General features: G+C 61.2%; 28 protein-coding genes and 2 pseudogenes. 16 read left to right on the top strand and 14 right to left on the bottom strand.

All coding sequences use genetic code 11. From position 1 onward, the window contains the following. Window positions 1-22: 22 nt before the first annotated feature. Complete coding sequence (locus VLA07_RS02105; RefSeq protein WP_333988329.1) at window positions 23-499, bottom strand: YchJ family protein; 477 nt, start codon at window positions 497-499, stop codon at window positions 23-25. A gap of 4 nt (window positions 500-503) precedes the next feature. Continuing rightward, window positions 504-1,001 carry a DUF6231 family protein gene (locus VLA07_RS02100; protein WP_027614357.1) on the bottom strand — a complete coding sequence of 166 codons (498 nt, stop codon included), beginning with the start codon at window positions 999-1,001 and terminating at the stop codon, window positions 504-506. Between the two features lie 197 nt (window positions 1,002-1,198). Here VLA07_RS02100 and VLA07_RS02095 point away from each other — a divergent pair, with 197 nt between their 5' ends. The 4 genes from VLA07_RS02095 to VLA07_RS02080 all read left to right on the top strand — a co-directional run bounded on the left by VLA07_RS02095 (window position 1,199) and on the right by VLA07_RS02080 (window position 3,896). After that, entirely contained in the window at window positions 1,199-1,894 is a 696-nt protein-coding gene (locus VLA07_RS02095; RefSeq protein WP_027614358.1) for an OmpA family protein, read from the top strand. Window positions 1,895-1,984: 90 nt separating this feature from the next. Continuing rightward, window positions 1,985-2,707 carry an OmpA family protein gene (locus tag VLA07_RS02090; RefSeq protein WP_096797515.1) on the top strand — a complete coding sequence of 241 codons (723 nt, stop codon included), beginning with the start codon at window positions 1,985-1,987 and terminating at the stop codon, window positions 2,705-2,707. Window positions 2,708-2,869: 162 nt separating this feature from the next. Beyond that, window positions 2,870-3,145 (top strand): DUF1145 domain-containing protein, encoded by a 276-nt coding sequence (locus tag VLA07_RS02085; protein WP_027614360.1) that lies wholly within the window; start codon window positions 2,870-2,872, stop codon window positions 3,143-3,145. Beyond that, window positions 3,138-3,896: a collagen-like protein gene (locus VLA07_RS02080; RefSeq protein ID WP_027614361.1), complete on the top strand. Its 759-nt coding sequence runs from the start codon at window positions 3,138-3,140 to the stop codon at window positions 3,894-3,896. Before VLA07_RS02085 ends, VLA07_RS02080 begins: the two co-directional genes overlap by 8 nt. An 81-nt stretch (window positions 3,897-3,977) precedes the next feature. Here the strand turns inward: VLA07_RS02080 and VLA07_RS02075 are convergent, their stop codons facing one another. Then, window positions 3,978-4,442: a CopD family protein gene (locus VLA07_RS02075; protein WP_096797516.1), complete on the bottom strand. Its 465-nt coding sequence runs from the start codon at window positions 4,440-4,442 to the stop codon at window positions 3,978-3,980. A 99-nt stretch (window positions 4,443-4,541) separates the two neighbouring features. Between VLA07_RS02075 and dinG the strand changes: the two genes are divergently transcribed. From dinG to pdxH, 5 genes are all read left to right on the top strand, one after another. Further along, the gene (gene dinG / locus VLA07_RS02070) at window positions 4,542-6,686 is read left to right on the top strand and encodes an ATP-dependent DNA helicase DinG (protein ID WP_003222341.1); all 2,145 of its coding nucleotides are present in this window, start codon (window positions 4,542-4,544) and stop codon (window positions 6,684-6,686) included. A gap of 94 nt (window positions 6,687-6,780) precedes the next feature. Next, window positions 6,781-9,273, top strand: a complete 2,493-nt coding sequence (locus VLA07_RS02065; RefSeq protein WP_333988328.1) for a beta-galactosidase — start codon at window positions 6,781-6,783, stop codon at window positions 9,271-9,273. 218 nt (window positions 9,274-9,491) lie between these two features. Then, the gene (locus VLA07_RS02060; RefSeq protein WP_097086555.1) at window positions 9,492-10,637 is read left to right on the top strand and encodes a serine hydrolase domain-containing protein; all 1,146 of its coding nucleotides are present in this window, start codon (window positions 9,492-9,494) and stop codon (window positions 10,635-10,637) included. 113 nt (window positions 10,638-10,750) lie between these two features. Continuing rightward, window positions 10,751-11,887, top strand: a complete 1,137-nt coding sequence (locus VLA07_RS02055) for an OmpA family protein (RefSeq protein WP_330206370.1) — start codon at window positions 10,751-10,753, stop codon at window positions 11,885-11,887. A gap of 24 nt (window positions 11,888-11,911) precedes the next feature. After that, entirely contained in the window at window positions 11,912-12,559 is a 648-nt protein-coding gene (gene pdxH / locus VLA07_RS02050; RefSeq protein ID WP_333988327.1) for a pyridoxamine 5'-phosphate oxidase, read from the top strand. 5 nt (window positions 12,560-12,564) lie between these two features. Here pdxH and VLA07_RS02045 read toward each other — a convergent pair whose 3' ends face one another. Beyond that, entirely contained in the window at window positions 12,565-12,801 is a 237-nt protein-coding gene (locus tag VLA07_RS02045) for a hypothetical protein (protein ID WP_333988326.1), read from the bottom strand. 167 nt (window positions 12,802-12,968) lie between these two features. Between VLA07_RS02045 and VLA07_RS02040 the strand changes: the two genes are divergently transcribed. Further along, on the top strand, window positions 12,969-13,433 hold the full coding sequence (locus tag VLA07_RS02040; protein WP_007969461.1) for a glycine zipper 2TM domain-containing protein: 465 nt from the start codon (window positions 12,969-12,971) through the stop codon (window positions 13,431-13,433). A 73-nt stretch (window positions 13,434-13,506) separates the two neighbouring features. On the opposite strand, the gene VLA07_RS02035 is transcribed toward VLA07_RS02040, so the two are convergent. Genes VLA07_RS02035 through VLA07_RS02025 form a run of 3 tightly spaced genes read right to left on the bottom strand, consistent with a single transcriptional unit; the run spans window position 13,507 to window position 15,262 of the window. Continuing rightward, complete coding sequence (locus VLA07_RS02035) at window positions 13,507-13,758, bottom strand: pyocin S6 family toxin immunity protein (protein ID WP_041070597.1); 252 nt, start codon at window positions 13,756-13,758, stop codon at window positions 13,507-13,509. A 27-nt stretch (window positions 13,759-13,785) separates the two neighbouring features. Then, the gene (locus VLA07_RS02030; RefSeq protein ID WP_041070595.1) at window positions 13,786-14,031 is read right to left on the bottom strand and encodes a colicin E3-like toxin immunity protein; all 246 of its coding nucleotides are present in this window, start codon (window positions 14,029-14,031) and stop codon (window positions 13,786-13,788) included. A gap of 7 nt (window positions 14,032-14,038) precedes the next feature. Then, window positions 14,039-15,262 carry an S-type pyocin domain-containing protein gene (locus tag VLA07_RS02025; RefSeq protein WP_330206372.1) on the bottom strand — a complete coding sequence of 408 codons (1,224 nt, stop codon included), beginning with the start codon at window positions 15,260-15,262 and terminating at the stop codon, window positions 14,039-14,041. A 337-nt stretch (window positions 15,263-15,599) separates the two neighbouring features. Between VLA07_RS02025 and VLA07_RS02020 the strand changes: the two genes are divergently transcribed. After that, the gene (locus VLA07_RS02020; protein ID WP_431061413.1) at window positions 15,600-16,694 is read left to right on the top strand and encodes a PLP-dependent cysteine synthase family protein; all 1,095 of its coding nucleotides are present in this window, start codon (window positions 15,600-15,602) and stop codon (window positions 16,692-16,694) included. A 138-nt stretch (window positions 16,695-16,832) separates the two neighbouring features. Here VLA07_RS02020 and VLA07_RS02015 read toward each other — a convergent pair whose 3' ends face one another. The 3 genes from VLA07_RS02015 to VLA07_RS02005 all read right to left on the bottom strand — a co-directional run bounded on the left by VLA07_RS02015 (window position 16,833) and on the right by VLA07_RS02005 (window position 19,856). Beyond that, entirely contained in the window at window positions 16,833-18,446 is a 1,614-nt protein-coding gene (locus tag VLA07_RS02015; RefSeq protein ID WP_003222357.1) for an NAD(P)/FAD-dependent oxidoreductase, read from the bottom strand. A 97-nt stretch (window positions 18,447-18,543) separates the two neighbouring features. Beyond that, window positions 18,544-19,197 carry a COG3650 family protein gene (locus VLA07_RS02010; RefSeq protein ID WP_247269446.1) on the bottom strand — a complete coding sequence of 218 codons (654 nt, stop codon included), beginning with the start codon at window positions 19,195-19,197 and terminating at the stop codon, window positions 18,544-18,546. Window positions 19,198-19,256: 59 nt separating this feature from the next. Beyond that, window positions 19,257-19,856, bottom strand: coding sequence for a short chain dehydrogenase (locus tag VLA07_RS02005; RefSeq protein WP_333988325.1), 600 nt, complete (start codon window positions 19,854-19,856; stop codon window positions 19,257-19,259). 103 nt (window positions 19,857-19,959) lie between these two features. Here VLA07_RS02005 and VLA07_RS27090 point away from each other — a divergent pair. From VLA07_RS27090 to VLA07_RS02000, 3 genes and pseudogenes are all read left to right on the top strand, one after another. Beyond that, window positions 19,960-20,085: pseudogene (locus VLA07_RS27090) on the top strand (helix-turn-helix domain-containing protein); the annotation flags it as partial. After that, window positions 20,040-20,192: pseudogene (locus VLA07_RS27085) on the top strand (hypothetical protein); the annotation flags it as partial. The pseudogenes VLA07_RS27090 and VLA07_RS27085, both read left to right, overlap by 46 nt. 34 nt (window positions 20,193-20,226) lie before the next feature. Then, window positions 20,227-20,874 carry a substrate binding domain-containing protein gene (locus VLA07_RS02000; RefSeq protein WP_442969533.1) on the top strand — a complete coding sequence of 216 codons (648 nt, stop codon included), beginning with the start codon at window positions 20,227-20,229 and terminating at the stop codon, window positions 20,872-20,874. Window positions 20,875-20,981: 107 nt separating this feature from the next. Here VLA07_RS02000 and VLA07_RS01995 read toward each other — a convergent pair whose 3' ends face one another. From VLA07_RS01995 to VLA07_RS01980, 4 genes are read right to left on the bottom strand one after another with little or no spacing between them, the layout of a single operon-like run. Further along, window positions 20,982-21,458, bottom strand: a complete 477-nt coding sequence (locus VLA07_RS01995; protein ID WP_333988324.1) for a DoxX family protein — start codon at window positions 21,456-21,458, stop codon at window positions 20,982-20,984. Continuing rightward, window positions 21,455-22,213 (bottom strand): HvfC/BufC N-terminal domain-containing protein, encoded by a 759-nt coding sequence (locus VLA07_RS01990; protein ID WP_333988323.1) that lies wholly within the window; start codon window positions 22,211-22,213, stop codon window positions 21,455-21,457. The genes VLA07_RS01995 and VLA07_RS01990 overlap by 4 nt, the downstream gene beginning before the upstream one ends. Further along, window positions 22,210-23,097: an MNIO family bufferin maturase gene (gene bufB, locus VLA07_RS01985; RefSeq protein WP_333988322.1), complete on the bottom strand. Its 888-nt coding sequence runs from the start codon at window positions 23,095-23,097 to the stop codon at window positions 22,210-22,212. Before bufB ends, VLA07_RS01990 begins: the two co-directional genes overlap by 4 nt. Window positions 23,098-23,122: 25 nt before the next feature. Next, window positions 23,123-23,431, bottom strand: coding sequence for a BufA1 family periplasmic bufferin-type metallophore (locus VLA07_RS01980; protein WP_007969475.1), 309 nt, complete (start codon window positions 23,429-23,431; stop codon window positions 23,123-23,125). Between the two features lie 534 nt (window positions 23,432-23,965). Between VLA07_RS01980 and VLA07_RS01975 the strand changes: the two genes are divergently transcribed. After that, window positions 23,966-25,108, top strand: coding sequence for a DUF2599 domain-containing protein (locus VLA07_RS01975; protein ID WP_333988505.1), 1,143 nt, complete (start codon window positions 23,966-23,968; stop codon window positions 25,106-25,108). Between the two features lie 30 nt (window positions 25,109-25,138). Beyond that, window positions 25,139-26,377 carry a DUF2599 domain-containing protein gene (locus tag VLA07_RS01970; RefSeq protein WP_330206380.1) on the top strand — a complete coding sequence of 413 codons (1,239 nt, stop codon included), beginning with the start codon at window positions 25,139-25,141 and terminating at the stop codon, window positions 26,375-26,377. The last annotated feature ends 10 nt before the right edge of the window (window positions 26,378-26,387 follow it).

Genomic DNA, 26,387 nt, shown 5'->3' with positions numbered 1-26,387 from the left:
CCAGTCTAGTCGGCACTTCCCTTTATGCGCCGAAATACCCCGCACAGCACTTCTTGAACTTCTGTCCGCTCGTACACGGGCACGCGTCATTGCGCCCCAGCTTCAACTGCACGGTCGGGTCTATGAAGTACCAGCGCCCGGCGTTCTGCACGAACGAGGAGCGCTCGCGGTGGCTGTGTTCGCCCTGGCTGTCGTGCCAGCGCGCGGTGAAGGTGACGAAGGCGTGCTCGGGTTGGCCGCCGAACACTTCCGAGCTTTCGACCTCAAGGCCGAGCCAGGTGCTCTGCGCGCTCCAGGCGCTGATCGACTGGCGATCCAGACCGGCCTGCTGGGCGGGCAGGGTGGTGGCCACCAGATAATCGATCAGCCCCAGCACGTAGGCGCTGTAGCGCGAACGCATCAGCGCTTCGGCGCAAGGCGCCGGGTGGCCTTCGTGATAGTGGCCGCAGCAGGCCTCCAGCAGGTTGCCGCTGCCGCACGGGCAAATGGCTGTACTCATTGCATTACCACCAGTATTTGCCGAAGTTTTCCGGATTGGCCCAGAATCGCGAGTTGAGCCAGTCGGGGACTTGTTTGTAGTCAAGCAGATCATAGGTGAACAGGGTCAGTACCTGATCGTCACGCTGGAAGCGTTCACTGGCCTGCAGCGCCAGCGAGTAGAAATCGGTTTCCTGCCAGCCGCTGGCCGGCAGATCCGCCAGCACCGCGATGCGACTGGCGTTGAGGTTGCGAATCCCGCCCAGCAGATTCAAGCCGTCACGCTTTGGCAGATGCTCCAGGCAATCGACCACCAGCGCCAGGTCGAAGCGCCGCGCCGCGAGTTCGGCGGGCAATGCACCGGGTGCGGCGTGGGCCACGCAGGTGTCCGGATGTGCCTGCTTGAAAGCGGCGAGCGCCGGAAATTCGCTGGCGCCGATCAGCAGCAGACGCGCCGGGGCATAGCGATCCAGTAAAGCAGCCAGCGCCTGTTGCGGCGTGCGCGAAGAAATGGCGACGTTCATCGAAGCTCCTCAATCAGATCGCCAAGACTAGCGCGCCAGACGGATCCGGCCTAGACCCCGATTTGCCGCGGGCGGCAAAAGTGCCGAATCCCTGTGAACACGGTCCCAAATGCCAGTGGCCTATTGCTGGCGGAGATTAAAACTCCGGTCTTTACTCCGTGAATCGGTTCTAAGCCGATCCCTCAGGAGAAAACCAGATGAGCATAGTTCGGACAGCATTACCTTTGATTCTGCTAACCAGTGTGTTGACTGGTTGCGCAGGTTTGCAGAAAACCGACTGGCCGACCTGTGCGGCGGTCGGTGGTGTAGTCGGCGCCGGCCTCGGGGCGACGGAGAGTTCGTCGTGGGCCGGCTACGGCGCGCTGATTGTCGGTGGTACGGCAGCGGCCTATTGCTGGGTACACGGTGATGGCGACGAAGACGGCGATGGTGTGCCGGACAGTCGCGACAAGTGCCCGCACACGCCTAAAGGCGTGCAGGTCGATGCTGACGGCTGCCCACCACCTGCCCCTGCGCCAGTGGTAGAAGAGGCGGTTGTGGTCAAGGAAGAAACTATCGTCATTCGCGATGTGCACTTCCAGTTCGACAAAGCCACCCTGACCGGCTCCGACAAACAGGTGCTGGATAAAGTCGCCACGCGCCTGAAACAAGAGTCGTCCACGGCGCAACTGACCGTGACCGGCCACACCGACAGCGTCGGCAGCGATGCCTACAACAAGAAACTGTCGGATCGTCGTGCGCACTCGGTGGTGGAATACCTGATCCAGCAGGGTGTACCGCGTGCCAGCTTCGTTTCGGTCTCGGGCATGGGTGAAAGCCAGCCAGTGGCGGATAACAAAACCGCAGACGGTCGCGCACAGAACCGTCGTACCGAAATCAAAATCGTCCGCTAGCCCCTCTCGCATCCGCGGCTTGTGCAGTCGCGGATGCGGGTCTTTACTCCTGTGTAACCGGTATGGGCCGGTGACACAGGAGCTTTCACAATGACTGTTTTCTCAAGGTCCGTCTTGCCGGTGCTGCTGCTGGGCAGCCTGCTCACCGGTTGCGCCACTCATAGCGATGGCGATGCCCCCCTCAATCAACGTACGTGGCCGATCTGCAGCCTGATCGGCGGGCTGGTCGGTGGCGGTCTTGGCGCCATTGAAAGTGGCGGCTGGGCCGGTGGCGGTGCGGCGTTGGGGATTCTGACTGGCGGGCTGATCTGTTATGCCCAGGATGGCGATGAAGACGGCGATGGCGTGTTCGACCGCCGCGACCGTTGCCCTGACACCCCGGCCAATACCCCGGTCGATCATCGCGGCTGTCCGCTGCCGCAATATCCGGTCACTACAAAAGCTCCCGAACCTGCGCCGCAATCGGAAGTCATCACCCTCAGCGATGCCGGCAATGTGTTGTTCGATTTCGACAAGTCGGATCTGACCCCGGCCGCCAAGGCCCAGCTCGATACGCTGATGGACAAATTGCGCAATGCCGACGTGGTCAGCATCAAGGTTATCGGCCATACCGACAGCAAAGGTTCGGATGCCTATAACCAGGCGTTGTCGGAACGACGCGCCAGCAGCGTGGCGGCGTACCTGCTGAGTCAGGGCCTGGCGCCGGACAAACTGACCAGTGAAGGGCGCGGCGAGAGCGAGCCGGTGGCTGACAACGCAACGGACGAGGGACGGGCAAAAAACCGTCGGGTGGAGTTGCATATCAATCGCTAGGACTTGTCTGTAGTCCGCAGGCTAGAGCTGCCGGTCGACGATCGTCGTCGAACCGGCAGCGATCCGACGACTGACAAATGTTTTTTCTTTTGCCCCTCTGGCTTATCCCCCGCGTAAGCCGTTACTGTGCGCCCAAAGAATAATTCCGACACGGGGGAGCGTATGAAGGTTTTCTGGGGGCTGGGGCGTTTGCTGACCCTGCTGTTCTGGTGCGTGGTGGTGGTCAATCTGCTGCTGCCGTTTGTGCATCCGCTGCATGCGCTGGTCAATCTGGCCGGTGCCTCGCTGCTGGCGCTGCATGTGCTGGAGTTGCTTTTCTCGCGCCTCAAAGGGCGTCCCAACCCGTGGCGCGACCGTCTGCGCATCCTGCTGTTCGGCGTTTTTCACCTGCAAACCATCCCGGCCCCGGCCGCTCCGGAGGCTTCTTCCCATGCGTAAACTTTGCCTGCTCGCTGCACTCATCAGTCCTCTGGCCTGCGCCCAGGTGGTCAGCGTCGAAACCAATTCCCTGATGCGTTTGCCCAACACCGCCAGCACCTTGCAGCTGGAACGCCTGGAAGTGGCGGACTACGGCACCTTGCTGATTCCTGCCAATGTGACCGAGCTGACCGTCGGTGAATTGCGTCTGGGCCATGAAGCGCGCATTGCGATCGTCCCGAGTGAACAGGCGCTGGACATGAAAGTCATTCGTGCCGAACTGTCCGAAGGCAGCCTGATCACCGCACGCGGCGCGCCGGGCACCTATGAAAAAGCCGCCCGTGCCGGGCGTAATCTGAATTTGCAGTTCAAGGCACTTAACGCGCCAAAACTGTTTGTCGATGCCCGTGGCGGCACCGGCGCACCGGGTTTCGTCGGCCTGGATGGCGGCAACGGCGAAGATCCGGGCTGCACCTGGGGCGCGGCCGGTCATGGTTTTGACGGCAGCAATGGTAGTGACGGCCAGCCGGGTGCACCTGGGGCGCTGGTGCGTCTCGAAGTACCGCGTGAGTTCCCGGCCGAGCTGATCAAGGTCAACGTTGCGGGCGGCGCCGGTGGTCCAGCGGGTGTTGGCGGTAAGGCGGGCAAGGGCGGCCAGTCCAAGGGCTGCCTGGTGTATCGCGCCGATGGCGGCAAGAACGGCAAGGCCGGGGCGGATGGTCAGCCTGGGCCGGTGGGTGCGGCGGGGGCTGTGACCGTACAGCGCCTCTGAATAACAGCACTGTTCACAATTGAGGTGAGGGGTTAAATCCCCTCACCTCAAATAGTGCTTTTAGTGCTTGCCGTCAGCGGGTCAGAACATCGGCCGCGCCGCCGCAATCGCCACCAGCACCAACCCGACAATCAGGTTGATCCCCACCACTCGGCGAATCCGCCCCAATACCGCCGCACCCGCCGGCCAGTCCTTGGCTTCCACCGCTTTACGCAATTCCGGCAGCATCAAGCCCTGAATCCGGATAAACAGCGCCGTCATTACCACATACAGCCCGATCATCACCTGTACGTACTTCGGCGCGGTCTCGAAACCGACCTGCTGCAAGTGCAACATGCCGACGCCGCTGATCGGCAGCAGGATCACCGCGACCCAGACCCAGCGGAAAAAACCTTGAAACACTTCCACCCACAAGGTCAGGCGGCCAGGGCCGTCGAGAGCCTTTACAGCCGCCGGACGCAGGACCATCCAGGCGAAAAACATGCCGCCGACCCAGACCAGGGCGGACAGGACATGCAGCGGATAAACGAGGCTAAAAGGTGTCATTGGGGCACTCCGTTCTGCGCGGGATTAATTAGCGGGGTATGATAGCCGCCATCCGAAACCACTGAAAATTTATCCAGCGTTTTTAGCGCCCGACAATCAATGATCAGCACTGAACTCAAAACCACGATCCAGGGCGCCTATTCGCGTTTTCTTGAAGCCAAGAGCCTCAAGCCGCGTTACGGCCAGCGCCTGATGATCGCTGAAATCGCCAAAGTCCTCGGGGATATCGACACCGACGACGAAGGCCGGCGCAGTGGCGACCCCGCGATTGTCGCGGTGGAAGCCGGCACCGGTACCGGCAAGACCGTGGCCTACAGCCTGGCGGCGATCCCGACGGCGAAGCTGGCCGGCAAGCGCCTGGTGATCGCCACCGCGACCGTGGCTCTGCAAGAGCAGATCGTCTACAAGGACTTGCCCGACCTGATGCGCAACAGCGGGCTGAACTTCAGCTTCGCGCTGGCCAAGGGCCGTGGTCGCTACATGTGCCTGTCCAAGCTCGACATGCTGCTGCAGGAAGGCCACGCGCAAACCGCCACCGCCCAGTTGTTCGAAGAGGAAGGCTTCAAGATCGAGGTCGACGAGGCGAGTCAGAAGCTGTTCACCAGCATGATCGAGAAGCTCGCCGGCAATAAATGGGACGGCGACCGCGACAGCTGGCCCAACGCGCTGGAAGACGCCGACTGGGCGCGCCTGACCACCGATCACAGCCAGTGCACCAACCGTCACTGCCCGAACTTCGGCCAATGCGCTTTCTACAAGGCGCGCGAAGGCATGGGCAAGGTCGACGTGATCGTCACCAACCACGACATGGTGCTGGCTGACCTCGCTTTGGGCGGCGGCGCGGTACTACCGGATCCGCGTGACACCATTTACGTGTTCGACGAAGGCCATCACCTCCCGGACAAGGCCATCGGCCACTTCGCCCACTACACGCGTCTGCGTTCCACCGCCGACTGGCTGGAAACCACCGCGAAGAACCTCACCAAACTGTTGGCCCAGCATCCGCTGCCGGGCGATCTCGGCAAGCTGATCGAGCAAGTGCCCGAGCTGGCGCGCGAGATCAAGACCCAGCAGCAATTCATGTTCACCGCGTGCGAGCAGATTGCCGACTTCAAACCCGGCGAAGACGTCGAGGGTCGCGAGCGGCCACGCCATCGTTTCGTCGGCGGGGTGATTCCCGAGCACATGCGCGAAATGGGCATCGAGCTGAAAAAGGGCTACTCGCGGCTCAACGATCTGTTCACCCGTCTGACCGACCTGCTCAAGGAAGGCATGGACGGCGAGGTCAACATCGGCATCGCCAGCAATCAGGCCGAGGAGTGGTATCCACTGTTCGGCAGCCTGTTGTCCCGGGCTTCGGGCAACTGGGAATTGTGGACTGCATTTACCGCCGAAGATCCGGAAGACAGCCCGCCGATGGCGCGCTGGCTGACGCTGGCCGAAAGCGGTTCGCTGTTCGACATCGAGGTTAACGCCAGCCCGATTCTTGCCGCCGAAACCCTGCGCCGCAGCCTGTGGAACGTGGCCTACGGCTGCCTGGTGACGTCGGCAACGCTGACCGCGCTGGGCACTTTCGACCGTTTCCGCATGCGTGCCGGTCTGCCGAAAAAAGCCGTCACCGCCGTGGTGCCGAGCCCGTTCCATCACGCCGACGCCGGCGTGCTGCGGGTCCCGGATCTGAAGGCCGACCCACGCGACGCCGCTGCTCACACCGCGGCGATCATCCGCGAGTTGCCGGATCTGGTCGAAGGCTCGCGCGGCACGCTGGTGCTGTTCTCCTCGCGCAAACAGATGCAGGACGTGTTCGATGGCCTCGACCGCGACTGGCGCAAGCAAGTATTCATTCAAGGCAACCTGTCGAAACAGGAAACCCTGAACAAGCACAAGGCGCGGGTCGATGGCGGCGATTCCAGCGTGCTGTTCGGCCTCGCCAGTTTCGCCGAAGGCGTGGATTTGCCGGGTGCCTATTGCGAGCACGTGGTGATCGCCAAGATCCCGTTCTCGGTGCCGGACGACCCGGTCGAGGCGGCGCTGTCGGAGTGGATCGAGGCCCGTGGCGGCAATCCGTTCATGGAAATCTCGGTGCCCGATGCCTCCTTGAAACTGGTCCAGGCCTGCGGGCGTCTGCTGCGTACCGAAGAAGACCGCGGCACCATCACCTTGCTCGATCGGCGACTGGTCACCCAGCGCTACGGCAAGGCGATCCTCAATGCGTTACCGCCATTCCGTCGTGAAATATCCTGAGACAACGGTGGGCAGTTTTGCCCGCCGCGCTGTCTATCTCTCTGCCATGCTTTTCCATTGACCTTAGTTGGTCGTTAGGGAGAACTCCGTTCTTATGATTCGCCGTTCGTTGCCTGCCGTATTCGCCTTGATTTTCGCTGCGCCGTTACTGGCGGCGCCTGCGGGTCAGCAGACCCTGTTCAACTTCGTCCGTCCTGCCGACGTGGTGAAAGTCGTCACCGAAAACACTGACCTGCCACAAGCCAACGCCGAGCAAACCCCCGAAGGTGAAGTGCTGCGCCGGGTGACGTTCAACCCGGTAGCCCGTCCGACCCTACGCCTGACCCCGCAGACCGGCGCCTGGGACTGGTCGCAGTCGGGCATGATGAGCCTGCGTCTGCAGAGCGCGATGAACTGGGCCGTGACGGTCTACGTGCAAATCCAGAGCAACAACGGCCAGACCCTGACCAGCCGCGTCGACCTGCCGGCCGGCCCCGCGCAAACCCTGCTGGTGCCGTTGGTTGCGACCTCGCCACTGAGTCAGGGCATGAAGGCCGGGCTGCCAATGCCGATGACCGTCGACGGTCAGCGGATTCTGCTGGCCAGCAGCAGCGGTGAACTCGATCGCAGCCAGGTGGTGTCGGTGAGCTTGTGGATGGATCAGCCGAAAGCCGCGCAGAGCCTGCTGCTCGAACGTTTCGGCGTGCAGGATGGCGATGCCGTGACCCAAGCTGTCTACGGCAATCTGGTGGACGCCTACGGTCAATCGACCCGCAGCAAATGGCCGGAAAAAATCAGCAACGACGAACAACTGAAATCCGCCGCCGCCAAGGAACAGCAACAGCTGAAAACCTGGCTGGCCGAGCGCGAAAAGTCCTCGCTGGACAAGTTCGGTGGCTGGAATAAAGGCCCGGCGTTCAAGGCCAGCGGGTTTTTCCGCACCGAAAAGCGTGACGGTCGCTGGTATCTGGTGACCCCTGAAGGGCATCCGTTCTATTCGTTGGGGGTCAACACCGTCAGCCCGCAGGTCAACCAGACTTACGTGGCCGGGCGTGAGTGGATGTTCGAATCCCTGCCCAAGGCCGACGAGCCGCTCGCCAGCCATTTCGGCGAGGGCGACAACCGTGGCGGCAACGGTGCCGATCAGGGCCGTGGCTATGGCAACGGGCGCTGGTACGATTTCTACGGCGCCAACCTGCAGCGGGTTTACGGCGAGCCCTGCAAACCGGACAGCGATACCAAGGCCGGAATTGCTGAAGCGGCCAAGGCTGGTGCGGTTGAAGAAACCGCAGTAAAAGCTGCCGAGCCTGTGCCAAAGTCAAACGAGGCGAAGGCCGGTGTCGCCGCAGCGGCGAAAACAGACGCCGTAGCGACGACTGCTGAAAAGGCTGCCGATCAACCCGTCGCTGCGCCGTGCAAGGCCACGGTCGATCAGCAGAAGTGGGCCACGCACACCCTCGATCGCCTGCAGGCCTGGGGTTTCAACACCGTCGGCAACTGGAGTGCCGACTCGCTTGCCGACGCCGAACGGGTGCCGTACACCTTGCCGCTGTCGATCGTTGGCGACTACACCAGCATCAGCACCGGCAGCGACTGGTGGGGCGGCATGCCTGACCCGTTCGACCCGCGTTTCGCCATGGCCACCGAGCGTGCCGTGGCCATTGCTGCCCGCGATCATCGTGATGATCCGTGGCTGATCGGTTACTACGCCGACAACGAGCTGGCCTGGGCCGGTCCGGGCGACGATCCGCAGTCGCGCTACGCCCTGGCCTACGGCACATTGAAAATGACCACCGACGTGCCGGCCAAGCGCGCATTCCTCAAGCAACTGCGCGACAAGTACCGCAACCAGGCGGGGCTGTCGAAAGCGTGGGGCATTGATCTGCCGGCGTGGGAATTGATGGAAGACCCGGGTTTCGTGCCACCAATGCCGAATCCGGAGCACCCGGAAATCGAAAACGACTTCAAATACTTCCAGAAAGTGTTCGCCGACACTTACTTCAAAACCATCTCCGATTCGCTGAAGTGGCACGCGCCGAATCAGTTGCTGCTCGGTGGCCGTTTCGCCACCAGCACTCCGGAAGCGGTGGCGTCCTGCGCGCAGTATTGCGACGTGTTGAGTTTCAACATGTACACGCTGAAACCGCAGGACGGCTATGACTTCGCCGCTCTGCGCGCCCTCGACAAACCGGTACTGATCACCGAATTCAACTTCGGCTCCAGTGATCGTGGCCCGTTCTGGGGGGGCGTGACGCAACTGGCGCGGGAAGAAGATCGCGGCCCGGCGTACGCCAATTTCCTCAAACAGGCGCTGAGTGAACCGTCGATTGTCGGCGTGCACTGGTTCCAGTATCTGGATCAACCGGTGACCGGGCGTCTGCTCGATGGCGAGAACGGGCACTTCGGCCTGGTGGGGATTACCGATCTTCCGTATCAGGGCTTTGTCGAGGCGGTACGCAAGAGCAATTTGCAGGCGATCGATCAGTTGGGCAAGCAGGCTGAGAAAGCGGCCGCCGCCGGTCATGAAGCCGAAGGCGGGCGCAAGGCTGAAGCCGGCAAAGGCCCGGGGGGCGGGCATGCCGGTGGGCATTCGGGCAATGGTCATTAAGGTTTAGACCGCGTCATCGTTCTTCGCGAGCAAGCCCGCTCCCACACTGATCTCCAGTGCCGCAGAGATCAAATGTGGGAGCGGGCTTGCTCGCGAAGGCGGCAGCCGTCTCAGCAAACATCTGGAAGTAACCGTCTGGCCCGCAGCTGTTCCCAAATCCGTCAAGGGCTGGAACAATGCGGGCCACTTTGTAGAGCGTTTTCGCGGGGGAGTTGCGGGTGCAGATTCAGGGACATTACGAGCTTCAGTTCGAGGCAGTGCGCGAGGCTTTCGCGGCATTGTTCGACGATCCCCAGGAACGCGGCGCAGCCCTGTGCATCAAGGTCGGCGGAGAAACCGTCCTCGACCTCTGGTCCGGTACGGCCGACAAGGATGGTACCGAAGCCTGGCACAGCGACACCATCGCCAACCTGTTTTCCTGCACCAAGACCTTCACCGCGGTCACGGCGCTGCAACTGGTGGCCGAAGGCAAACTGCAACTGGATGCACCGGTTGCCCGCTACTGGCCGGAATTCGCTGCCGCCGGTAAAGAATCCGTCACCCTGCGCCAACTGCTCTGCCATCAGGCCGGTCTGCCGGCCCTGCGCGAGTTGCTGGCGCCCGCGGCCCTCTACGAATGGCAAACCATGGTCGACGCCCTTGCGGCCGAAGCGCCGTGGTGGACGCCGGGCACCGGCCACGGCTATGCCGCCATCACCTATGGCTGGCTGGTCGGGGAGTTGCTGCGTCGCGCTGACGGTTGTGGGCCGGGCGAGTCGATTGTCGCCCGCGTCGCCAAGCCGCTGGGGTTGGATTTCCACGTCGGCCTGCCTGACGAAGAGTTCCACCGCGTGGCGCATATTGCACGGGGCAAGGGCAACGTCGGCGATGCCGCGGCCCAGCGCCTGTTGCAAGTGACCATGCGCGAACCGACCGCCATGACCACTCGCGCCTTCACCAATCCGCCGTCGGTGCTCACCAGCACCAACAAACCGGAATGGCGCCGCATGCAGCAGCCGGCCGCCAATGGGCATGGCAATGCACGCAGCCTGGCCGGTTTCTACGCCGGTTTGCTCGACGGCAGCCTGCTTGAAAGCGAAATGCTCGAAGAGCTGACCCGCGAACACAGCTACGGCGAGGACAAGACCCTGCTGACCCGCACCCGCTTCGGTCTGGGCTGCATGCTCGATCAACCGGACATGGCGAACGCCACCTACGGCCTCGGCCCGCGGGCGTTTGGTCATCCGGGGGCGGGTGGTTCGGTGGGTTTTGCTGATCCGGAGCACGATGTCGCGTTCGGTTTTGTGACAAATACCCTTGGGCCGTACGTCTTGATGGATCCGCGCGCGCAGCAACTGGCGCGGGTACTTGCCACTTGTCTGTAAAGCTTTACATGAGGTTCCAGGGTTGGAACCAGATCCGGTTTTTCGATTCAAAGCGTCAGTTTATCCGGGCAAAAGAGCTCTGATTTTTCATTACTTCACTTTGTGGATTTTCAATGTCATCCAAAAAAACTCTCGCCCTGGCCCTGTGTGTTGCGATCACCGGTTGTGCACAGACTCCTAAAAACGATGCGGACGGCGGTAGCTGGTGGCCGTTCGGTTCCTCCGACAAAGTGGCGGCCAAAGAGCCGGCCCCAGCCCCGGCTCCTGCCGCAGCCCCGGCGCCGCTCAAACCTGCCGCGACCGCACCGGTGGCCAAGACTGAAAGCAGCAGCCACTGGTACTGGCCGTTCGGCGGTTCCGATGATGCGGCGGCCAAAGCCGAGGTGAAACCCGAAGTCAAACCAGAAGCCAAACCGGCGGTAGTGGCCAAGGCCGATGCCGACACCGGCACGAAGTGGTGGTGGCCGTTCGGCGGCAAGGATCAATCCACTGCCAAAGTGGTGCCGATGCCTGACCCGAAAGTCACCCAAGCCTGGCTGGATGACTACGAGCCACGTCTGCGTGCAGCGATCAAGGACAGCAATCTGCAACTTGAGCGCCGTGACAACGTGCTGGTGGTGATCGCGCCGGTTGAAGGCTCGTTCAACCCGAAACGTCCAGCGATGCTGCTGCCGGTGACCCTCAGCCCGTTCACCAATGTCGCGAAAATCCTCGAAGCTGACCCGAAAACCGCAGTCCTGGTGCTTGGTCACAGCGACAACACCGGTGCCGCGCCGGCCAACGTCAAACTCAGCCAGGAGCGCGCCCAGTCCGTAGCGGCGATCTTCCGTCTGAGCGGCTTGCAGCGTGATCGCCTGATGTTGCGTGGCATGGGCGGCGATGCCCCGCGTGCGGCCAACGACAGTGCCGAAGGCCGTGCCCTCAACCGTCGCGTCGAACTGCTGGTGACCCCGCAGAACACCATGGTTGCGCTGCTGAGCAAGTACAACATGCCGGCGCCGGCACCGACCACGATGCTTGCCGCACAGGACGTCAAGCCTGCAGCCAAACCGGTCACCCCGGCGCCGGCTGCTTCGAAGGCCGCCGTACCTGCAACCAAAAAGGCTCCAGCGAAGAAAGCCGCCGCCAAGGCACCTGCGAAGAAAGCAGCGACCAAGGCACCGGCAAAAACGCCGGCCAAGAAAACCGCTCCGGCCAAAGCGGCGACCACAGACAAGAAAGTCGCCGCCAGCGATACTTCCAAGCAGTGATCCGCTAACGAAAAGGAATGCGCCATGACCCAGGCTCTGGCAGATATGCGTCGTGATTACACCCGGGACGGTCTGACCGAGGCGCAAGCCCCGGCCGAACCCTTTGCGCTGTTCCACCAGTGGTTTGCCGACGCGGTGAAAACCGAACAGGCGCCAGTGGAAGCCAACGCCATGACCCTGGCCACGGTGGATTCGGACGGTCGACCGCATTGCCGCATTCTGCTGCTCAAGGGCCTGGACGCGCAGGGCTTCACCTTTTTCACCAACTACGACAGCGCCAAGGGCCAGCATCTGGCAGCGAATCCTTTCGCGGCCATGACATTTTTCTGGCCAACCCTGGAGCGCCAGGTGCGCATCGAAGGGCGGGTGGTCAAGGTCACGCCGCAAGAGTCCGACGCGTATTATCAGGTGCGACCGCTGGGCAGCCGGCTCGGCGCCTGGGCCTCACCGCAGAGCCGGGTGATCAACGGGCGTGGCGAGCTGGAAGATCTGCTCAAGGCCACCGAACAGCGCTTCAGCGATACTCAGCCCGACTGCCCGGAACATTGGGGCGGTTATCGCCTGCTGCCCGAGCGCATCGAGTTCTGGCAGGGCCGTCCAAGTCGTCTGCACGATCGCCTGAACTACCGTCAGCAGGGTGCCAACTGGATTCTTGAACGTCTGGCGCCCTGAGCAGTCTACCGAGCGGGATAGCCTGCCGCAGCGGCCTCAAGCCACTTCGGCAGGTCCCGACGCTTGATCTTCTGCATGCGGGCATCGGCCAGTCGTTCCAGCATGAAGGCGCGTTTGTCTTCATCCTTGCCCGCCAGCGACAGGGCCAGATCACGATCCATCCAGCGTTTGATCCGCACGTACAGCCACCCATGGAAGTACAGACCGGCGACGGTGGCGACGAAAATGATCAGGTAATCCATGAAAATCCTTGGGTCGGCAGGGCGGATTGAGCGATTTGGCGCTACTGTTGGGTGAGTTTGCAGGTGCCTGTACCGGGCCTGAATAAAATCAAGTTTATCCGGGCTGCGTCGTGACAGGCGTCAAGCAGCGGGGTTTAATGAACACATGTTCTTTTGGAGTTGATGCTATGCGTAAGTCTGTTCTGCTGGTTGCTTCCTTTTCCACGATGGCGATGTTGCTGACCGGCTGCCAGTCGAGCCTGACCGGTGACTCCTACTCCCGTGACGAAGCGCGTCGTGTGCAGACGATTCGCATGGGCACCATCGAATCCCTGCGTCCGGTGAAAATCGAAGGCACCAAGACCCCGATCGGCGGCGCTGCAGGCGCAGTGGTCGGCGGTGTCGGCGGCAGCGCCATCGGTGGCGGCAAAGGCAGCATCGTCGCGGCGGTCATCGGTGCTGTGGCCGGTGGTCTGATCGGTTCCGCGACTGAAGAAGGCCTGACCCGCACCCAGGGCGTGGAAATCACCGTGCGCGAAGACGACGGCAGCATGCGCGCCTACGTGCAACAGGTTCAGGAAAACGAAGTGTTCCGTGTTGGTGAGCGCGTGCGCATCTCCACCGTCGGTGGCACCAGCCGCGTTTCGCACTAAGCGCGAACGAGCGGTAAAACAAAACCCCGATCAGGTGACTGTCGGGGTTTTTTGTTTGTTTCAATTCGCTCGCTCAATGCTGGGCACAGGTGCCCATGAAATATTCCAGACCCTTCGGGAATCTGACATTCAGAAGGTTCTCTAGCGCGGGTATCTGATCTTGATTCAACAGCAACTCGCCGGGTTCAACCTCACCAAGAGGCTTGGACTCTATGAGCAGGGCGATTTTTTCATTCATCTCGCTGCTCGTGATCTCCAGCTCGAACTGCAAAGAGTCGTCCTGAACTACATCGGGAAAAAAACCGGTGATCGAAAGGTAGCGCATTGAGGTCAAACAACCTGTTTATCGATATCAACTGTAGTCAAACGAAATTTGATAGTCGTTAGTATTCAGAGCGATGCGATGTTGAAAGTACGGCTGAATGGTAGCAACCCAATTTTCGACGACGTTGAAGCTGCCATTGTTGATGTTGCCATCCACTGGAATACCTAAGGCATTTAATACTGATTCATCATCTCCCAGATCTTTTGACGTCTCCTCGCCCTGAAATTGCAGGGTTGTCGTGTCGTACCACTCAAGTCTTAGTTCCAGTCCCATTTCTTCCTCACAGATACCTTTTTTTAATGCTTCTTTCTTTTAAAGGGCCTTCGCGTCGTTCACCTGTTTGGGGATCGAAGGCTCCCAGGTGTGCTCCATCGCTTCGATACATTTCTAACTCCCCATGCCTTGAATCCCATTCGTAAATTTTCTTTCCTTTGGCATCTGTCCAGCGCTTACGAAGTCCACCTCCACCCTGAACCGGATTTTTGTCTTTAACTTTTTTCAAGTCTGGAAATGCGGTGATTTGCTCCGTAGTCGGCGGTTTATGGTAGCTATGACCAGCAGGTGCCAAGCCTTTGCGTTCTGTACTCAGTACAACGTATAACGGTTTTACCCCCGAATCCGCCGGAAACACCAGAATGAAATCCCGATACTCCGGCGGATAAACCGGATTCACCAGAATCCCGTCCGCCGCTTTCGTCGGCGGATACACCCAGATGTGCGGTGTTTGCGGTGCAGCCTCCAGCGCGGGGATGCCGAGGGTGTCGGAGCCGTCCACGGCGGGCGTCCAGATCAGTTCGATGCCTTCGCCGAGGTCTGCGACAAAGCGGTTATCACGTGCGGTGAACTGCGCGACATCGACCATTTCCCAGTCGCGATTCTTGCCGGTGTAAAAACCATAACCCTTGAGGCTGCCGTCGGCCTGTTGTTCGACATGTAGGCGCACGCGGGTGCGGGCCTGTCTGAGGGCGAGCAACTGGTCTTCGGTATAGAGGGCGCTGTCGCCCAGGTTCGATGGCATGAGCAACGCCACCAGCCCGACCAAAGGGGTCACAACGGCGGCGGAAGCGATGGCGGGCAATGCCTTGAACGCTTCACCCGCAAGGGCGAAGGTGCCCAGGCCTGCGGGAATGGCAGTGCCGCTGATTTTCTTGAGTGGAACGCCGCCGCTGTCATCGGCTTCACGGCCGCCGAGCAGGACCAGATCTCCGTAATCTTTCAGGCTGTCGGTCGGCACCATCCCCGAAGGATTCGAGTAATCGATGATCGCGTCCGGCAACTTGCAGGACTTGGCGAACACGCACCCGGCGCGTACGGGATCAGGCTTTTTCGCCGCAACCTCTCGACTGCGCTCGAAAGCCTCCTGCCGCGCCAGCATGGCGTCGTATGCATTTTGTCGGGCTTCGCGCTCGGCCAGTTCAGTGGCCGTCATGTAGCGCCAAGTGACGTGATGGCCGTCGCCCGCCGGTGGGTTGGGGACCCGGGGAATGTCCTTGTTGCGAGCCACTGAGCGTCCTTTCGTTCATCCATCGACAACCCTTCGAAAGGGCTGTGCGACGTTAACGAAGCGGACAAATGCTGGCTGTAGGACGGATCTTTGATTAAGTGCGGATTGTTCGCTATTTGTCAGGCAGGGGGGCGAGCAGGCCGCTTCAGTTCAAAGAACGGGGGGATAGGTTTCTGCGCAATTACTGCAAAAGCCTGATACCCATTTGCCCAGAACCTGGCAGTTGGTGGATGAATTGAGCCTCAGCTGTATCTGTGAGCCTTGCCGGTTTTTTCCTATGCTGGGGGACTGAGCCTGTGACAAGGCTACTCCTGCCCGATTCAACGAGAGCATGACCATGAGCGACAACCGCCAGTGGGCCCGCGAAGCCATCCGCATCATCGAAGCGGACTTCCAGCGCAGCGCCGACACCCATCTGATCCCCTTGCCGCTGCCGGGGTTTGCAGGCATCGAGTTGTATTTCAAGGACGAGTCGAGCCATCCCACCGGCAGCCTCAAGCATCGCCTGGCGCGGTCGTTGTTCCTGTATGCGTTGTGTAACGGCTGGCTCAAACCCGGCGCGCCGGTGATCGAGGCGTCCAGCGGTTCGACGGCGATTTCCGAAGCGTATTTCGCGCGCATGCTCGGTTTGCCGTTCATTGCGGTGATGCCGGCGACCACCTCGAAAGAGAAGATCGCGCAGATCGCTTTCTACGGTGGCCAGAGCCATCTGGTGAAAGATCCGACGCAGATTTACGCCGAATCCGAACGTCTGGCCCGCGAGCATGGCGGCCACTTCATCGACCAGTTCACCTACGCCGAGCGGGCCACCGACTGGCGGGCGAACAACAACATCGCCGAATCGATCTTCCAGCAGATGCGTTTCGAGAAACACCCGGAACCGAGCTGGCTGATTTCCAGCCCCGGCACCGGCGGCACCACCGCGACCCTGGGTCGTTACGTGCGTTACCGCCAGCATTGCACCCGGGTGTTGTGCGCCGACGCCGAGCGCTCGGTGTTCTTCGATTACTACCAGACTGGCGACGCCAGTCTGCGTCTGGACTGCGGTTCGCGGATCGAAGGCATTGGCCGGCCTCGGGTGGAAGCGTCGTTCCTGCCCAAGGTTATCGATGCAATGGTCAAGGTGCCGGACGCCTTGTCGCTGGCGGCCATGCATTATCTGGCGCAGCGTCTGGGACGGCATGTCGGCGGGTCGAGCGGCACCAATCTGATCGGCGCGCTGATGGCGGCGCAACAGATGAAAGCGGCGGGGGAGTCGGGGTCGATCGTGGCGATTTTGTGCGATGGCGGCGAGCGTTATGCCGACACCTATTACGATCAGACGTGGCTCAAGGCGCAGGGCTATGAGCTGGAGGGATTGATTGCGGCGGTGGCGGCGAGTGCCGAGAAAGGTGAGACGCTGCCGACTTCAGTGCTGCGCGCCAATATCTAAAGCCAAACGCGGAAACCAATGTGGGAGCGGGCTTGCTCGCGAAGGCGGTGTGTCAGGCAACATTGTGTTGAATGACACTCCGCATTCGCGAGCAAGCCCGCTCCCACAGGAGGTTGGTGTTACTTCAAGACAGATGTATCAGGCTTCCAGACCAAGAATGTCCCGCGCCACAGCTTCCGCAATCCGAATCCCGTCCACACCCGCCGACAGAATCCCGCCGGCATAACCCGCACCTTCACCCGCCGGGAACAGACCTTTGACGTTCATGCTCTGCAGCGACTCGTTACGCGTGATGCGCAGCGGCGACGAGGTGCGGGTTTCGATCCCGGTCAACACCGCGTCGTGCAGCGAGTAGCCGCGAATCTGCTTTTCGAACGCCGGCAACGCTTCACGAATCGCTTCGATGGCAAAGTCCGGCAGCGCCAGGGCCAGGTCGCCCAGGGCCACGCCCGGTTTGTACGACGGCTCGACTTCGCCCAGCTCGGTGGACGGGGTGCCGTTGATGAAGTCGCCGACCAGTTGCGCCGGGGCCTTGTAGTCGCTGCCGCCGAGGATGAACGCGTGGGATTCCAGACGCTCCTGCAACTCGATACCGGCCAGCGGGCCGCCCGGGTAATCGACTTCCGGGGTGATGCCGACGACGATCCCGGAGTTGGCGTTGCGCTCGTTACGCGAGTACTGGCTCATGCCGTTGGTGACCACGCGGTTCGGCTCGGAGGTCGCTGCAACCACGGTGCCGCCCGGGCACATGCAGAAGCTGTAGACCGAACGACCGTTCTTGGCGTGGTGCACCAGTTTGTAGTCAGCGGCACCGAGTTTCGGGTGGCCGGCATATTTGCCCAGCCGCGCACGGTCGATCAGCGATTGCGGGTGCTCGATGCGGAAACCCACCGAGAACGGCTTGGCTTCCATGAACACGCCACGGCTGTGAAGCATGCGGAAGGTGTCGCGGGCGCTGTGGCCGAGGGCCAGAACCACGTGTTTCGAATGCAGGGTTTCGCCGCTCGCCAGTTCGACGCCGACCAGTTGGCCGTCTTCGATCAGCACGTCGGTGACGCGCTCCTGGAAGCGCACTTCGCCGCCCAGGGCGCGGATCTCTTCACGCATGGTCTCGACCATGCCGGTCAGACGGAACGTACCGATGTGCGGTTTGCTGACGTAGAGGATTTCTTCCGGCGCACCGGCCTTGACGAATTCGTGCAGGACTTTGCGACCGAGGAACTTCGGATCCTTGATCTGGCTGTACAGCTTGCCGTCGGAGAACGTGCCCGCGCCGCCTTCGCCGAACTGCACGTTGGACTCGGGGTTGAGCACGCTTTTACGCCACAGGCCCCAGGTGTCCTTGGTGCGCTGACGGACTTCGGTGCCGCGTTCAAGGATGATCGGCTTGAAGCCCATCTGCGCCAGCAGCAGGCCGGCGAAGATCCCGCACGGGCCGAAACCGACCACGATCGGGCGCTGGCTCAGGTCGCTCGGCGCCTGGCCGACGAATTTGTAGCTGACATCCGGCGCCACGTTGACGTTACGGTCGTCGGCGAACTTGCCCAGCACCTTGGCCTCGTCGCGCACGGTGAGGTCGATGGTGTAGATGAAGCACAGTTCGGAGGACTTTTTGCGCGCGTCGTAGCTGCGCTTGAACAAGGTGAAATCGAGCAAGTCATCGCTGGCGATGCCCAGGCGCTGCACGATGGCGGCACGCAGGTCTTCTTCGGGATGGTCGATTGGCAGCTTGAGTTCGGTGATTCGTAACATGGCGAGGATCCGGATTCGCGGGGCGCACAACTGCGCCAGGGCGTTTGAAGGCCGCGATTATAAGCCGCAAAGGCCGGATCCGGTGAGGCTAAAACGCTCAGTCGTTGCGCGATCCGCCGAAATACCCGCAACCACGCTCGACCTTGCCGTCGATGCGCAGCTCGGCGCTCATGTGCTGCACGCTGCCGGTGCTGCTGTCGACGCAGCGTTGCGGCGCGACCCACAACTCGATGCGCTGATTGTTGGCTTCGCTGCTCAGGTTGAAGCGGCCGTCGCCCAATTGCTCTTCGACATAAGGCACCGCCAGCGCCGGCTGGCCTTCACGGTCGATGACCATGCCCTTGCCGCTGACTTTGACGTTCCACTCGGGCCCGTGGCCGGCGGCACGCAGGATCAACAGCTTGAAGTTCGGGTCATCGCACGCAGTGCCAGAGCGCTCGACCCGGTACAACTGGCCGAGGTCGATGCGGTCGCCGACGAGCTTGCCGCGCACATCGGCAAACAGCTTGCCCTGTTGGTCGGCGAGGGTCGCGGCTTCTTGCAGCACGCTGGTGCCGCCGATGTCGTTGACCACGTACTGACGCTGTTCGCCACACGGCTGGAACACCAGTTTGCCCTCGGCTGCCGTCAACTGCCCCTGCATCCGGGTCTGCCCGACGTGGGACGCGCTTTCACGCGGGCCATCGAGCAATTGGCAGGCGGCGAACAACGGCAGCAGGGCAACAACGATCAACGAACGGGCAACACGCATCTTCGGCTCTCCAGACAAGTGCCGCCACGTTACGCAGGCTGACCGTTGATCACAAGGGTTTAGCCCACGTGAAAGGTCTGACCGGTTTGCAGGCCTTCGACACTTTTCGCGTAGGCCAATGCCACATCGGCTGCCGGAACCGGCTTGTAGCCACGGAAGTACGGGGCGTAGCTGCCCATCGCTTCCAGCAGCACGGTCGGGCTGATCGAGTTGATGCGCAGGCCTCGCGGCAACTCGATGGCGGCGGCTTTGACGAAGCTGTCCAGAGCGCCGTTGACCAGTGCCGCCGAGGCGCCGCTACGGATCGGGTCGTGGCTGAGCACGCCGGTGGTGAAGGTGAACGAGGCGCCGTCGTTGGCATATTCGCGGCCGATCAGCAGCAGGTTGACCTGGCCCATCAGCTTGTCTTTCAGGCCCAGGGCGAAGCTGTCGGCGTTCATCTCGCCGAGCGGAGCAAAGGTCACGTTACCGGCGGCGCAGATCAGCGCGTCGAACTTGCCGGTCTGCTCGAACAGCTTGCGAATCGATGCACTGTCGCTGATGTCCACCTGGAAATCGCCGCTGTTGCGACCGATACGGATGACTTCGTGACGCTGGCTCAGCTCTTTGTCCACGGCCGAACCGATGGTGCCGGCGGCACCGATCAACAGAATCTTCATGGGCTGTTCCTCAATGGGTTGAACGAGGTTTCAGTCTAGAGTGGTTTTTTCTGCGGATAAGCGCACTAATAGGCAACCTTTGGTTTTCAAATGGAAACAGTCCATGAGTGAAATGGATGATCTGGCGGCGTTTGCGGTGTTGATCGAGGCCGGCAGCTTTACCCTGGCGGCGCAGCAACTGGGTTGCAGCAAGGGCCAGTTGTCCAAACGCATCAGTCAGCTGGAAGCACAGTTTTCCGTGGTGTTGCTGCAACGCACGACGCGCCGTCTGAGCCTGACTGCCGCCGGCGCCGCGCTGTTGCCCCAGGCGCAGGCGCTGGTCGTTCAGGTGGAACGCGCGCGTCAGGCATTGGCGCGCTTGAAGGACGACATGGCCGGCCCGGTGCGGATGACGGTGCCGGTGTCGCTGGGGGAAACGTTTTTCGACGGCTTGCTGCTGGAGTTCTCGCAGAAATACCCCGAGGTGCAGATCGAACTGGAGCTGAACAACCACTATCGCGACCTGTCCCGGGATGGCTTCGATCTGGCGATTCGCTCCGAGGTGGCCAATGACGAGCGGTTGGTGGCCAAACCCCTGCTGGCGTGGCAGGAATTGACCTGCGCCAGCCCGATATACCTTGAACAATTCGGCGAACCGCTGACCCCGCAGGAGCTGGCCGAACACCGTTGCCTGCTCAACAGCCACTACAGTGGCCGCGAGGAATGGCTGTATCACCAACAGCACGAATTGCTGCGGGTGCGGGTGTCGGGGCCGTTCGCCAGCAACCATTACAACCTGCTGAAGAAAGCCGCACTGGCCGGCGCCGGTATCGCACGATTGCCGTCGTACCTGCTGCAAACGGAGTTGGCTGATGGCCGGTTGCGCTGGCTGCTGCGCGATTTTCAGACGCGCCGGATGCCGATGTATCTGGTGCACCCCTACCAGGGCGGTTTGCCCAAACGCACGCAAGTGCTGGCGGATTATCTGATTGGCTGGTTCAAACGCAGCGGCGAGGCGCTGGATCGCCTTCAGCGCTAACTCATTTCCTGTAGGAGTGAGCCTGCTCGCGATTGCGTAAGCAAATTCAACAGAAATGTTGGCTGGATTACCGCTATCGCGAGCAGGCTCACTCCTACAGTTTGTGGTCAGCTGGCAAAACGTCGTGCGATCAGGTGATCAATCGACAATTTCCCCGGCCCGGTCGCCATCAGGTACAGCAACACTGCCGCCCAGGTGCCATGGGTCGGGTAGGCATCGGGGTAGACAAACACCTCGATGACCAGCGTCATGCCCAGTAGCGCCAGCGCCGAAAACCTCGTGGCGAAGCCAATCAATATCAGCACCGGAAAGAAGTGTTCGGCAAACGCCGCCATGTGCGCGGCGATTTCCGGTGACAGCAGCGGTACGTGGTATTCGCTCTGGAACAACGGAATCGTCGAGTCCGCCAAGCGTGGCCAGCCGAGTTGAACGGTGCCGTCGATCAAGTCGATGGCCAGCCCCTCGACCTTGGTCTGCCCGGATTTCCAGAACACCGCGGCAATCGAGAACCGCGCGATGAAGGCGATCAGGCTGTGGGGGATTTTTTCCATTAATCCGATGGCGCGAATGATGAGGTTGTTCATGGCGATACCTTGGTGTTCAGGTCAGTGATGGCGTTGTGGCCGATCAGCAGGGCGAGGGTCTTCGGCAGATCGAAAGGTGGACTGTCTTGCGCGGCTTGCAGCAGCGGTCGGTGATGGAGCAGATGGCGGATGAATACGCTGGCGCCGTGATCGAGGGCAAACACCTCGACCTCCAGAGTGTTGCGCAGCACCAGTGCGTGTTGCCCTTGATGGATGTCGATGCCTGCCAGCGTCGCTTCTCCTTGATGCGCCGCCCAGATCGAAACCACCGCGTAAGCCGAATCGAGCAGGTGCAGCGAGGGATGCAGGGTGATGTTCAGTTCGGCGAGTGTTTGTGGATCGGCCAGTGCAGCGCTGATCTGTTGCGCACTGACCGTCGCGGCATCGGCGGCGTGATAAGCGCGGGTGCGCAAGCGTTCGAGCCGTGCGACATCGGCCAGATACGGCACCTCGGCCGCCGGTTCGAATGCGTCAATGAAGTCCGCCAGACCGTCGCCGTAACGGTTCATCAACGGACTGTGCGGCGGCTGCTGCTGGATGAATATGCCGGCCATGCCACGGAAGAATTCCTCGCCGACCAACTGCTGCACCACCGGATAACTGTCGGCCAGCGCGTTGATCAACGAACCTTGCACGTTATTGCGATACACCGAGAATCGGCTGGCAGGATCGGCACCGTTGGCGCTGCACAGGCCGGCGGGGCAGGGCAGGCGAGTGTCGAGCAGGGCGGCGCTGAAGTCGGCTTGCGTGCTCATGGCCGACTCCCAGCGTGCAGCAACAACGCTTCGGCCTGATGCGCCTCGGCCAGCAGCACACTGAACGCCGGGACCTGATTGTCCCGCTCGATCAAGGTTGCCACCGGGCCGACTCGTTCGAGCGCCTGTCGGTATAGCGCCCAGACCGCGTCATCAATCGGCGCGCCGTGATCATCGATCAGCAAGCGGTCGCCGAGGCTGTCGGCGTCTTCGGCGAACCCGGCCAGATGAATCTCGCCAACCGCGTGCAACGGCAGCGCGTCGAGGTAGGTCAGTGGATCGCGTTGATGATTGATGCACGAGACGTAGACGTTGTTGACGTCGAGCAGCAGACCACAGCCGCTGCGGCGGATCACCTCGGTAATGAACTCCGGCTCATCGATGGTCGAGCGTTCGAAGCCGAGATAGGTCGCTGGATTTTCCAGCAGCATCGGGCGCTTGAGGCTGTTCTGCACCTGGTCGATATGCGCGCAGACGCGGTTCAGCGTCGGCGTGTCATACGCCAGCGGCAGCAGGTCATTGAGGAACACCGGGCCGTGGCTCGACCAGGCCAGGTGTTCGGAAAAGGCTTGCGGTTGATAGCGCTCGATCAGCGTCTTCAGGCGTTGCAGGTGCTGAACGTCCAGTGGCCCTTCGGCCCCGATCGACAGCCCGACGCCGTGCAGCGACAGCGGATACTGCTCGCGGATCAAGCCGAGAAAATGATGAAACGGACCGCCGTCGACCATGTAGTTTTCGGCGTGGACTTCAAAGAAACCGATGTCCGGTCGGGTGCCGAGCACTTCAACAAAGTGCCCGGTCTTGAGCCCCAGCCCCGCGCGGGGCGGGAGCCCGCAGAGGGCTGCCCGAGTGCGCGGTGGGACAGTTTCGCGGGTGGTGAACATGAGCGTCACTCGGGCAGGCAATGGATCAGGACTTGGCTTTGAAGGCTTCCATCTGACCGAAACCGGTCGGCGAGGTCTTGCTCTCGGTGGTGGTGCAGGTGCCTTTTGGCACGAACTTCCAGGAGTTGGCCTGGTAATCCATTTTCGCGGTGCCGGCACATGTGGTGCCTGCGCCCGCAGCGCAATCGTTGTGACCCTTCATGGCCACGCCGAAGCATTTTTCCATGTTGCTGTTGTCGGCGGCATTGGCGCTGGAAACGGCAGTCATGCTCAGGGCGGAACCAAGAGCCAGAACCAGCGCAGCGGCGGACAGGGTGCGAGTGGTAGCAGTCATGATGTTTCTCCAGATTTGAGCTTGGGTTTTACAAGCGAAGTGCGCTTGCTTACCCCACTAGAGAACGCTCATGGCGATGCGTTACAGCGCAGTGCAAAGTTTTTTCGAAAAGATTTTCGAACACTGCAATCCACTGTGGGAGCGGGCTTGCTCGCGAAGGCGGTGTGTCATCAAACATCAATGGCGTCTGACACTACGCCTTCGCGAGCAAGCCCGCTCCCACACTGGATTGTGTTCACTCTCGCCTGTTCTATAGTCATTTCAACGGCCACTCTGACAGGCCGATTTACCAGGACGGTATCTCATGACGAAGGATCGCTCAGCCCGCGCTGCGCTATTGCGCAGGACTTCATCTTTTGCGCTCGCCTGCACGCTGCCCTTGCTGTTTGGCACGTTTGCGCCCAGACGCAGGTTGATCCGCTGGACACGCTCAAACGCATCAACAGTAATTACAACACCCTCAAGAACAGCTGCCAGGAACCCGATACCGGCGCCGCGCGCGGACTGTATTACTGCAGTGGCGTGACCTTGCGCATGGTCAATGACGGGCCGTTCAATCCGTGGGATTACAGCCCCTATGCGATCAAGATCGGCGCGACGTCCTACTCGTGGATCCGCAAGGATCTGAGCACGCGGATTCTGATTCATCCGGCCGGTTTCATCCTGCGCACACCCACCGATGCGGCGGCGTTGAAGCTGCCGGTCAAAGAGCAGGGTTTCACCTGCATCTATGCGTTTGATGGCGGCACCGGGCCGGAGCGCAAATGGTATGGCTGCGGTTTCTTCGACAGCCGCGAACCGCCGCGCGCGGCGCAAGGCACGCTGAACAATCGCAATGCCGCGCTGGCATACGGCACCTGTGCCGAGGCCGGTGTCACCACCGCCGAGCAGTGGACGCAGAAATACACCGGGCTGATGAAGGGACCGATCCAGTACAGCCAATGTTCGTGGAACGCGGAAAAACCCAGCGACTGGCACGCGATGATCCGCGTGCACGAGTCGCGGCCGAACACCACCAACAAGGATCCTTTTGCCTTCAGTGCCCAGGTCAACGAGTTCATGTTGAAGAACGCTACCGCGACCAACGATGGCAGCGAAAACATGAAGTACATCGATGCCTTCATCTACAACGTCAACAGCACGCAGAATTTTGCGACCCGCGGTGATCAGGCGCCGCCGAAACCGGAGAACGGTCTGAACAGCGCGCGCAATTTCCAGAAAAAACTCCAGGCCCAGGGCTACAGCGTGCCGATCCTGCGTCTGGACTTCACCAAGCCAGCCGAACAGCGTTTCAGCTATGTCGCTGCCGATCAGGCGATCGCCGAAATGGTGGTGGGTGGCGCCCCGGTGCCGCAATACATCGCCTCCGCCGACTGGATCAAACGTTACGACCCCGGCACCCGCAAGGATGAATGGAGCCTGAGCATCGTGCCCACCGCGGCGGGGCGCGCCTTGCCCGGTGAGCAGGTCGGCGCTCTGTACGATCAGTTGTTCGCCCTCAAGGGGCCGGACAGCAACTGGCGCGACAACGAAAAGTCCGCTGGCAGCATGCGTCAGCAACTGCGCTGCGTGCTGGTCAATTACCGCAACAAGACGCCATGGAATCTGGAACCGTTCAGGCCGGCGTTGTCGGACAGCGAAACTCGCGCCGCGGGTTGCAACCCGGTCCCGCGTTGAGTGTGTTGGCTAATCAAGGAGATGCAAGCCATGAAGAAACGTCTGAACAGGATCGCCCCGTTGCTCGTGTTGCCGCTGTTGGTGCATGCGGCATGGGCCAATGCCGAGTCATGCGACGAAACGCTGAGGAAGGTTGAAAAACTCTACAACAATACCGTCGACAGTTGCGGTCAGGACCCCGCGTCGGACTGCTCAGGGCTGCTGGTGCGCGGCACGCACCGGGCCGATCCGGCCAAGGGGCAAAAGTGGGACGTCTGGAACCCCAGCCCGAAAGCCGTGGAGCTGGGCACGTTTGCCGCCTCGTTCATGCGGGCTGACGGCATCAGTTATGAAGACCCTGGCATGAGCACGCAGAACGGCTACCTGATTACGCCACGGGATCTGGTGAAAGACCCCGAGACGCCGGTGCATGTCTATTGCGCGTTTCCCAACGATGCCTGGACCGACTTTCGCAATGACCGTGGTTGTGGTGACAACAAGAATACCGCCCCGACCGAGGCGGTCTGCCAGGCCATGAAACCGCCGATTGCCAGTCCCAATGCCTGGGTCGCGCACTTCACCCAGTACAACAACAATCGCCAGCAGGACCAGTTGCAGTGCGGTTTCAACATGCGCAATCCGATGAGCAGCAAGGAGCGGGTCGACGCCTTCCGCAATTTCATGGGCGCGCGCAAAGTCATCAACAGCCGTGAGTTTCAGACTCAGACGGAGCTGCGCCTGGGCAATCCGAAAACCGATGAACTGCCGATTCTGGCGTTTTTCTACAGCGATCAGCGCGGCTTGAATGATGCCTTGGCCAATCAAAAGGATTACAAGGCCAAGACCGGCAAGGATCGCAACATCATCAAGATCGACTTCCCGAGAACGCCGGTGGCCAAGGCCTCTTTCTCGTGCATCCAGACCTCGACGCCGACAGAACCGAAATTCTGCGACAAGTACATCGAGTCCAGCACCTGGGTACAACGTCCCGATCCGAAACTGGGGCCGAAGACCTGGTCGCTCTCGGTCGTACCGACTGCATGTGGTCGGGCGATCAAGGACGACCAGACCGACCGGATGTTTGCCGAGCTGTACAACAAGCACAAGGACGATGCGCAATGGCGTGAGTACAGCGTCAATGGCGGGTCGTTGCGGCGGCAGATGGTCTGCCATCTGGCGGCGGTCTACGACGGCAAGCCTGTGAGGAACAAGCCTGAGTGGAACCTTGAGCCGGCACGGCCTTATGTCGATCAGGCGAAGGCGGTGGCGCAGTACTGCAACCCCTACTGACGGCTTTTGA

The organism is Pseudomonas sp. S3(2024), from assembly GCF_036861315.1.
In the GTDB taxonomy this organism is placed as follows: domain Bacteria; phylum Pseudomonadota; class Gammaproteobacteria; order Pseudomonadales; family Pseudomonadaceae; genus Aquipseudomonas; species Aquipseudomonas putida_A.
The sequence above is the reverse complement of the archived record's forward strand: the minus strand, read 5'-3'. Positions and strand labels throughout refer to the sequence as shown.

What these genes read in the sequence shown, in the direction of transcription:
- VLA07_RS01970 (WP_330206380.1), top strand. Translation starts at nt 25,139, where the DNA reads ATGAAGAAACGTCTGAACAGGATCGCCCCGTTGCTCGTGTTGCCGCTG.
- VLA07_RS02065 (WP_333988328.1), top strand. Translation starts at nt 6,781, where the DNA reads ATGATTCGCCGTTCGTTGCCTGCCGTATTCGCCTTGATTTTCGCTGCG.
- pdxH (WP_333988327.1), top strand. Translation starts at nt 11,912, where the DNA reads ATGACCCAGGCTCTGGCAGATATGCGTCGTGATTACACCCGGGACGGT.
- VLA07_RS02105 (WP_333988329.1), bottom strand. Translation starts at nt 499, where the DNA reads ATGAGTACAGCCATTTGCCCGTGCGGCAGCGGCAACCTGCTGGAGGCC.
- VLA07_RS01980 (WP_007969475.1), bottom strand. Translation starts at nt 23,431, where the DNA reads ATGACTGCTACCACTCGCACCCTGTCCGCCGCTGCGCTGGTTCTGGCT.
- VLA07_RS02030 (WP_041070595.1), bottom strand. Translation starts at nt 14,031, where the DNA reads ATGGGACTGGAACTAAGACTTGAGTGGTACGACACGACAACCCTGCAA.
- VLA07_RS02005 (WP_333988325.1), bottom strand. Translation starts at nt 19,856, where the DNA reads ATGAAGATTCTGTTGATCGGTGCCGCCGGCACCATCGGTTCGGCCGTG.
- VLA07_RS02090 (WP_096797515.1), top strand. Translation starts at nt 1,985, where the DNA reads ATGACTGTTTTCTCAAGGTCCGTCTTGCCGGTGCTGCTGCTGGGCAGC.
- VLA07_RS02100 (WP_027614357.1), bottom strand. Translation starts at nt 1,001, where the DNA reads ATGAACGTCGCCATTTCTTCGCGCACGCCGCAACAGGCGCTGGCTGCT.
- VLA07_RS02010 (WP_247269446.1), bottom strand. Translation starts at nt 19,197, where the DNA reads ATGCGTGTTGCCCGTTCGTTGATCGTTGTTGCCCTGCTGCCGTTGTTC.
- VLA07_RS02035 (WP_041070597.1), bottom strand. Translation starts at nt 13,758, where the DNA reads ATGCGCTACCTTTCGATCACCGGTTTTTTTCCCGATGTAGTTCAGGAC.
- VLA07_RS01995 (WP_333988324.1), bottom strand. Translation starts at nt 21,458, where the DNA reads ATGAACAACCTCATCATTCGCGCCATCGGATTAATGGAAAAAATCCCC.
- VLA07_RS02095 (WP_027614358.1), top strand. Translation starts at nt 1,199, where the DNA reads ATGAGCATAGTTCGGACAGCATTACCTTTGATTCTGCTAACCAGTGTG.
- VLA07_RS02040 (WP_007969461.1), top strand. Translation starts at nt 12,969, where the DNA reads ATGCGTAAGTCTGTTCTGCTGGTTGCTTCCTTTTCCACGATGGCGATG.
- VLA07_RS02020 (WP_431061413.1), top strand. Translation starts at nt 15,600, where the DNA reads ATGAGCGACAACCGCCAGTGGGCCCGCGAAGCCATCCGCATCATCGAA.
- VLA07_RS02075 (WP_096797516.1), bottom strand. Translation starts at nt 4,442, where the DNA reads ATGACACCTTTTAGCCTCGTTTATCCGCTGCATGTCCTGTCCGCCCTG.
- VLA07_RS02055 (WP_330206370.1), top strand. Translation starts at nt 10,751, where the DNA reads ATGTCATCCAAAAAAACTCTCGCCCTGGCCCTGTGTGTTGCGATCACC.
- VLA07_RS01990 (WP_333988323.1), bottom strand. Translation starts at nt 22,213, where the DNA reads ATGAGCACGCAAGCCGACTTCAGCGCCGCCCTGCTCGACACTCGCCTG.
- VLA07_RS01975 (WP_333988505.1), top strand. Translation starts at nt 23,966, where the DNA reads ATGGTCAATGACGGGCCGTTCAATCCGTGGGATTACAGCCCCTATGCG.
- bufB (WP_333988322.1), bottom strand. Translation starts at nt 23,097, where the DNA reads ATGTTCACCACCCGCGAAACTGTCCCACCGCGCACTCGGGCAGCCCTC.
- VLA07_RS02085 (WP_027614360.1), top strand. Translation starts at nt 2,870, where the DNA reads ATGAAGGTTTTCTGGGGGCTGGGGCGTTTGCTGACCCTGCTGTTCTGG.
- dinG (WP_003222341.1), top strand. Translation starts at nt 4,542, where the DNA reads ATGATCAGCACTGAACTCAAAACCACGATCCAGGGCGCCTATTCGCGT.
- VLA07_RS02080 (WP_027614361.1), top strand. Translation starts at nt 3,138, where the DNA reads ATGCGTAAACTTTGCCTGCTCGCTGCACTCATCAGTCCTCTGGCCTGC.
- VLA07_RS02000 (WP_442969533.1), top strand. Translation starts at nt 20,227, where the DNA reads ATGGCCGGCCCGGTGCGGATGACGGTGCCGGTGTCGCTGGGGGAAACG.
- VLA07_RS02045 (WP_333988326.1), bottom strand. Translation starts at nt 12,801, where the DNA reads ATGGATTACCTGATCATTTTCGTCGCCACCGTCGCCGGTCTGTACTTC.
- VLA07_RS02015 (WP_003222357.1), bottom strand. Translation starts at nt 18,446, where the DNA reads ATGTTACGAATCACCGAACTCAAGCTGCCAATCGACCATCCCGAAGAA.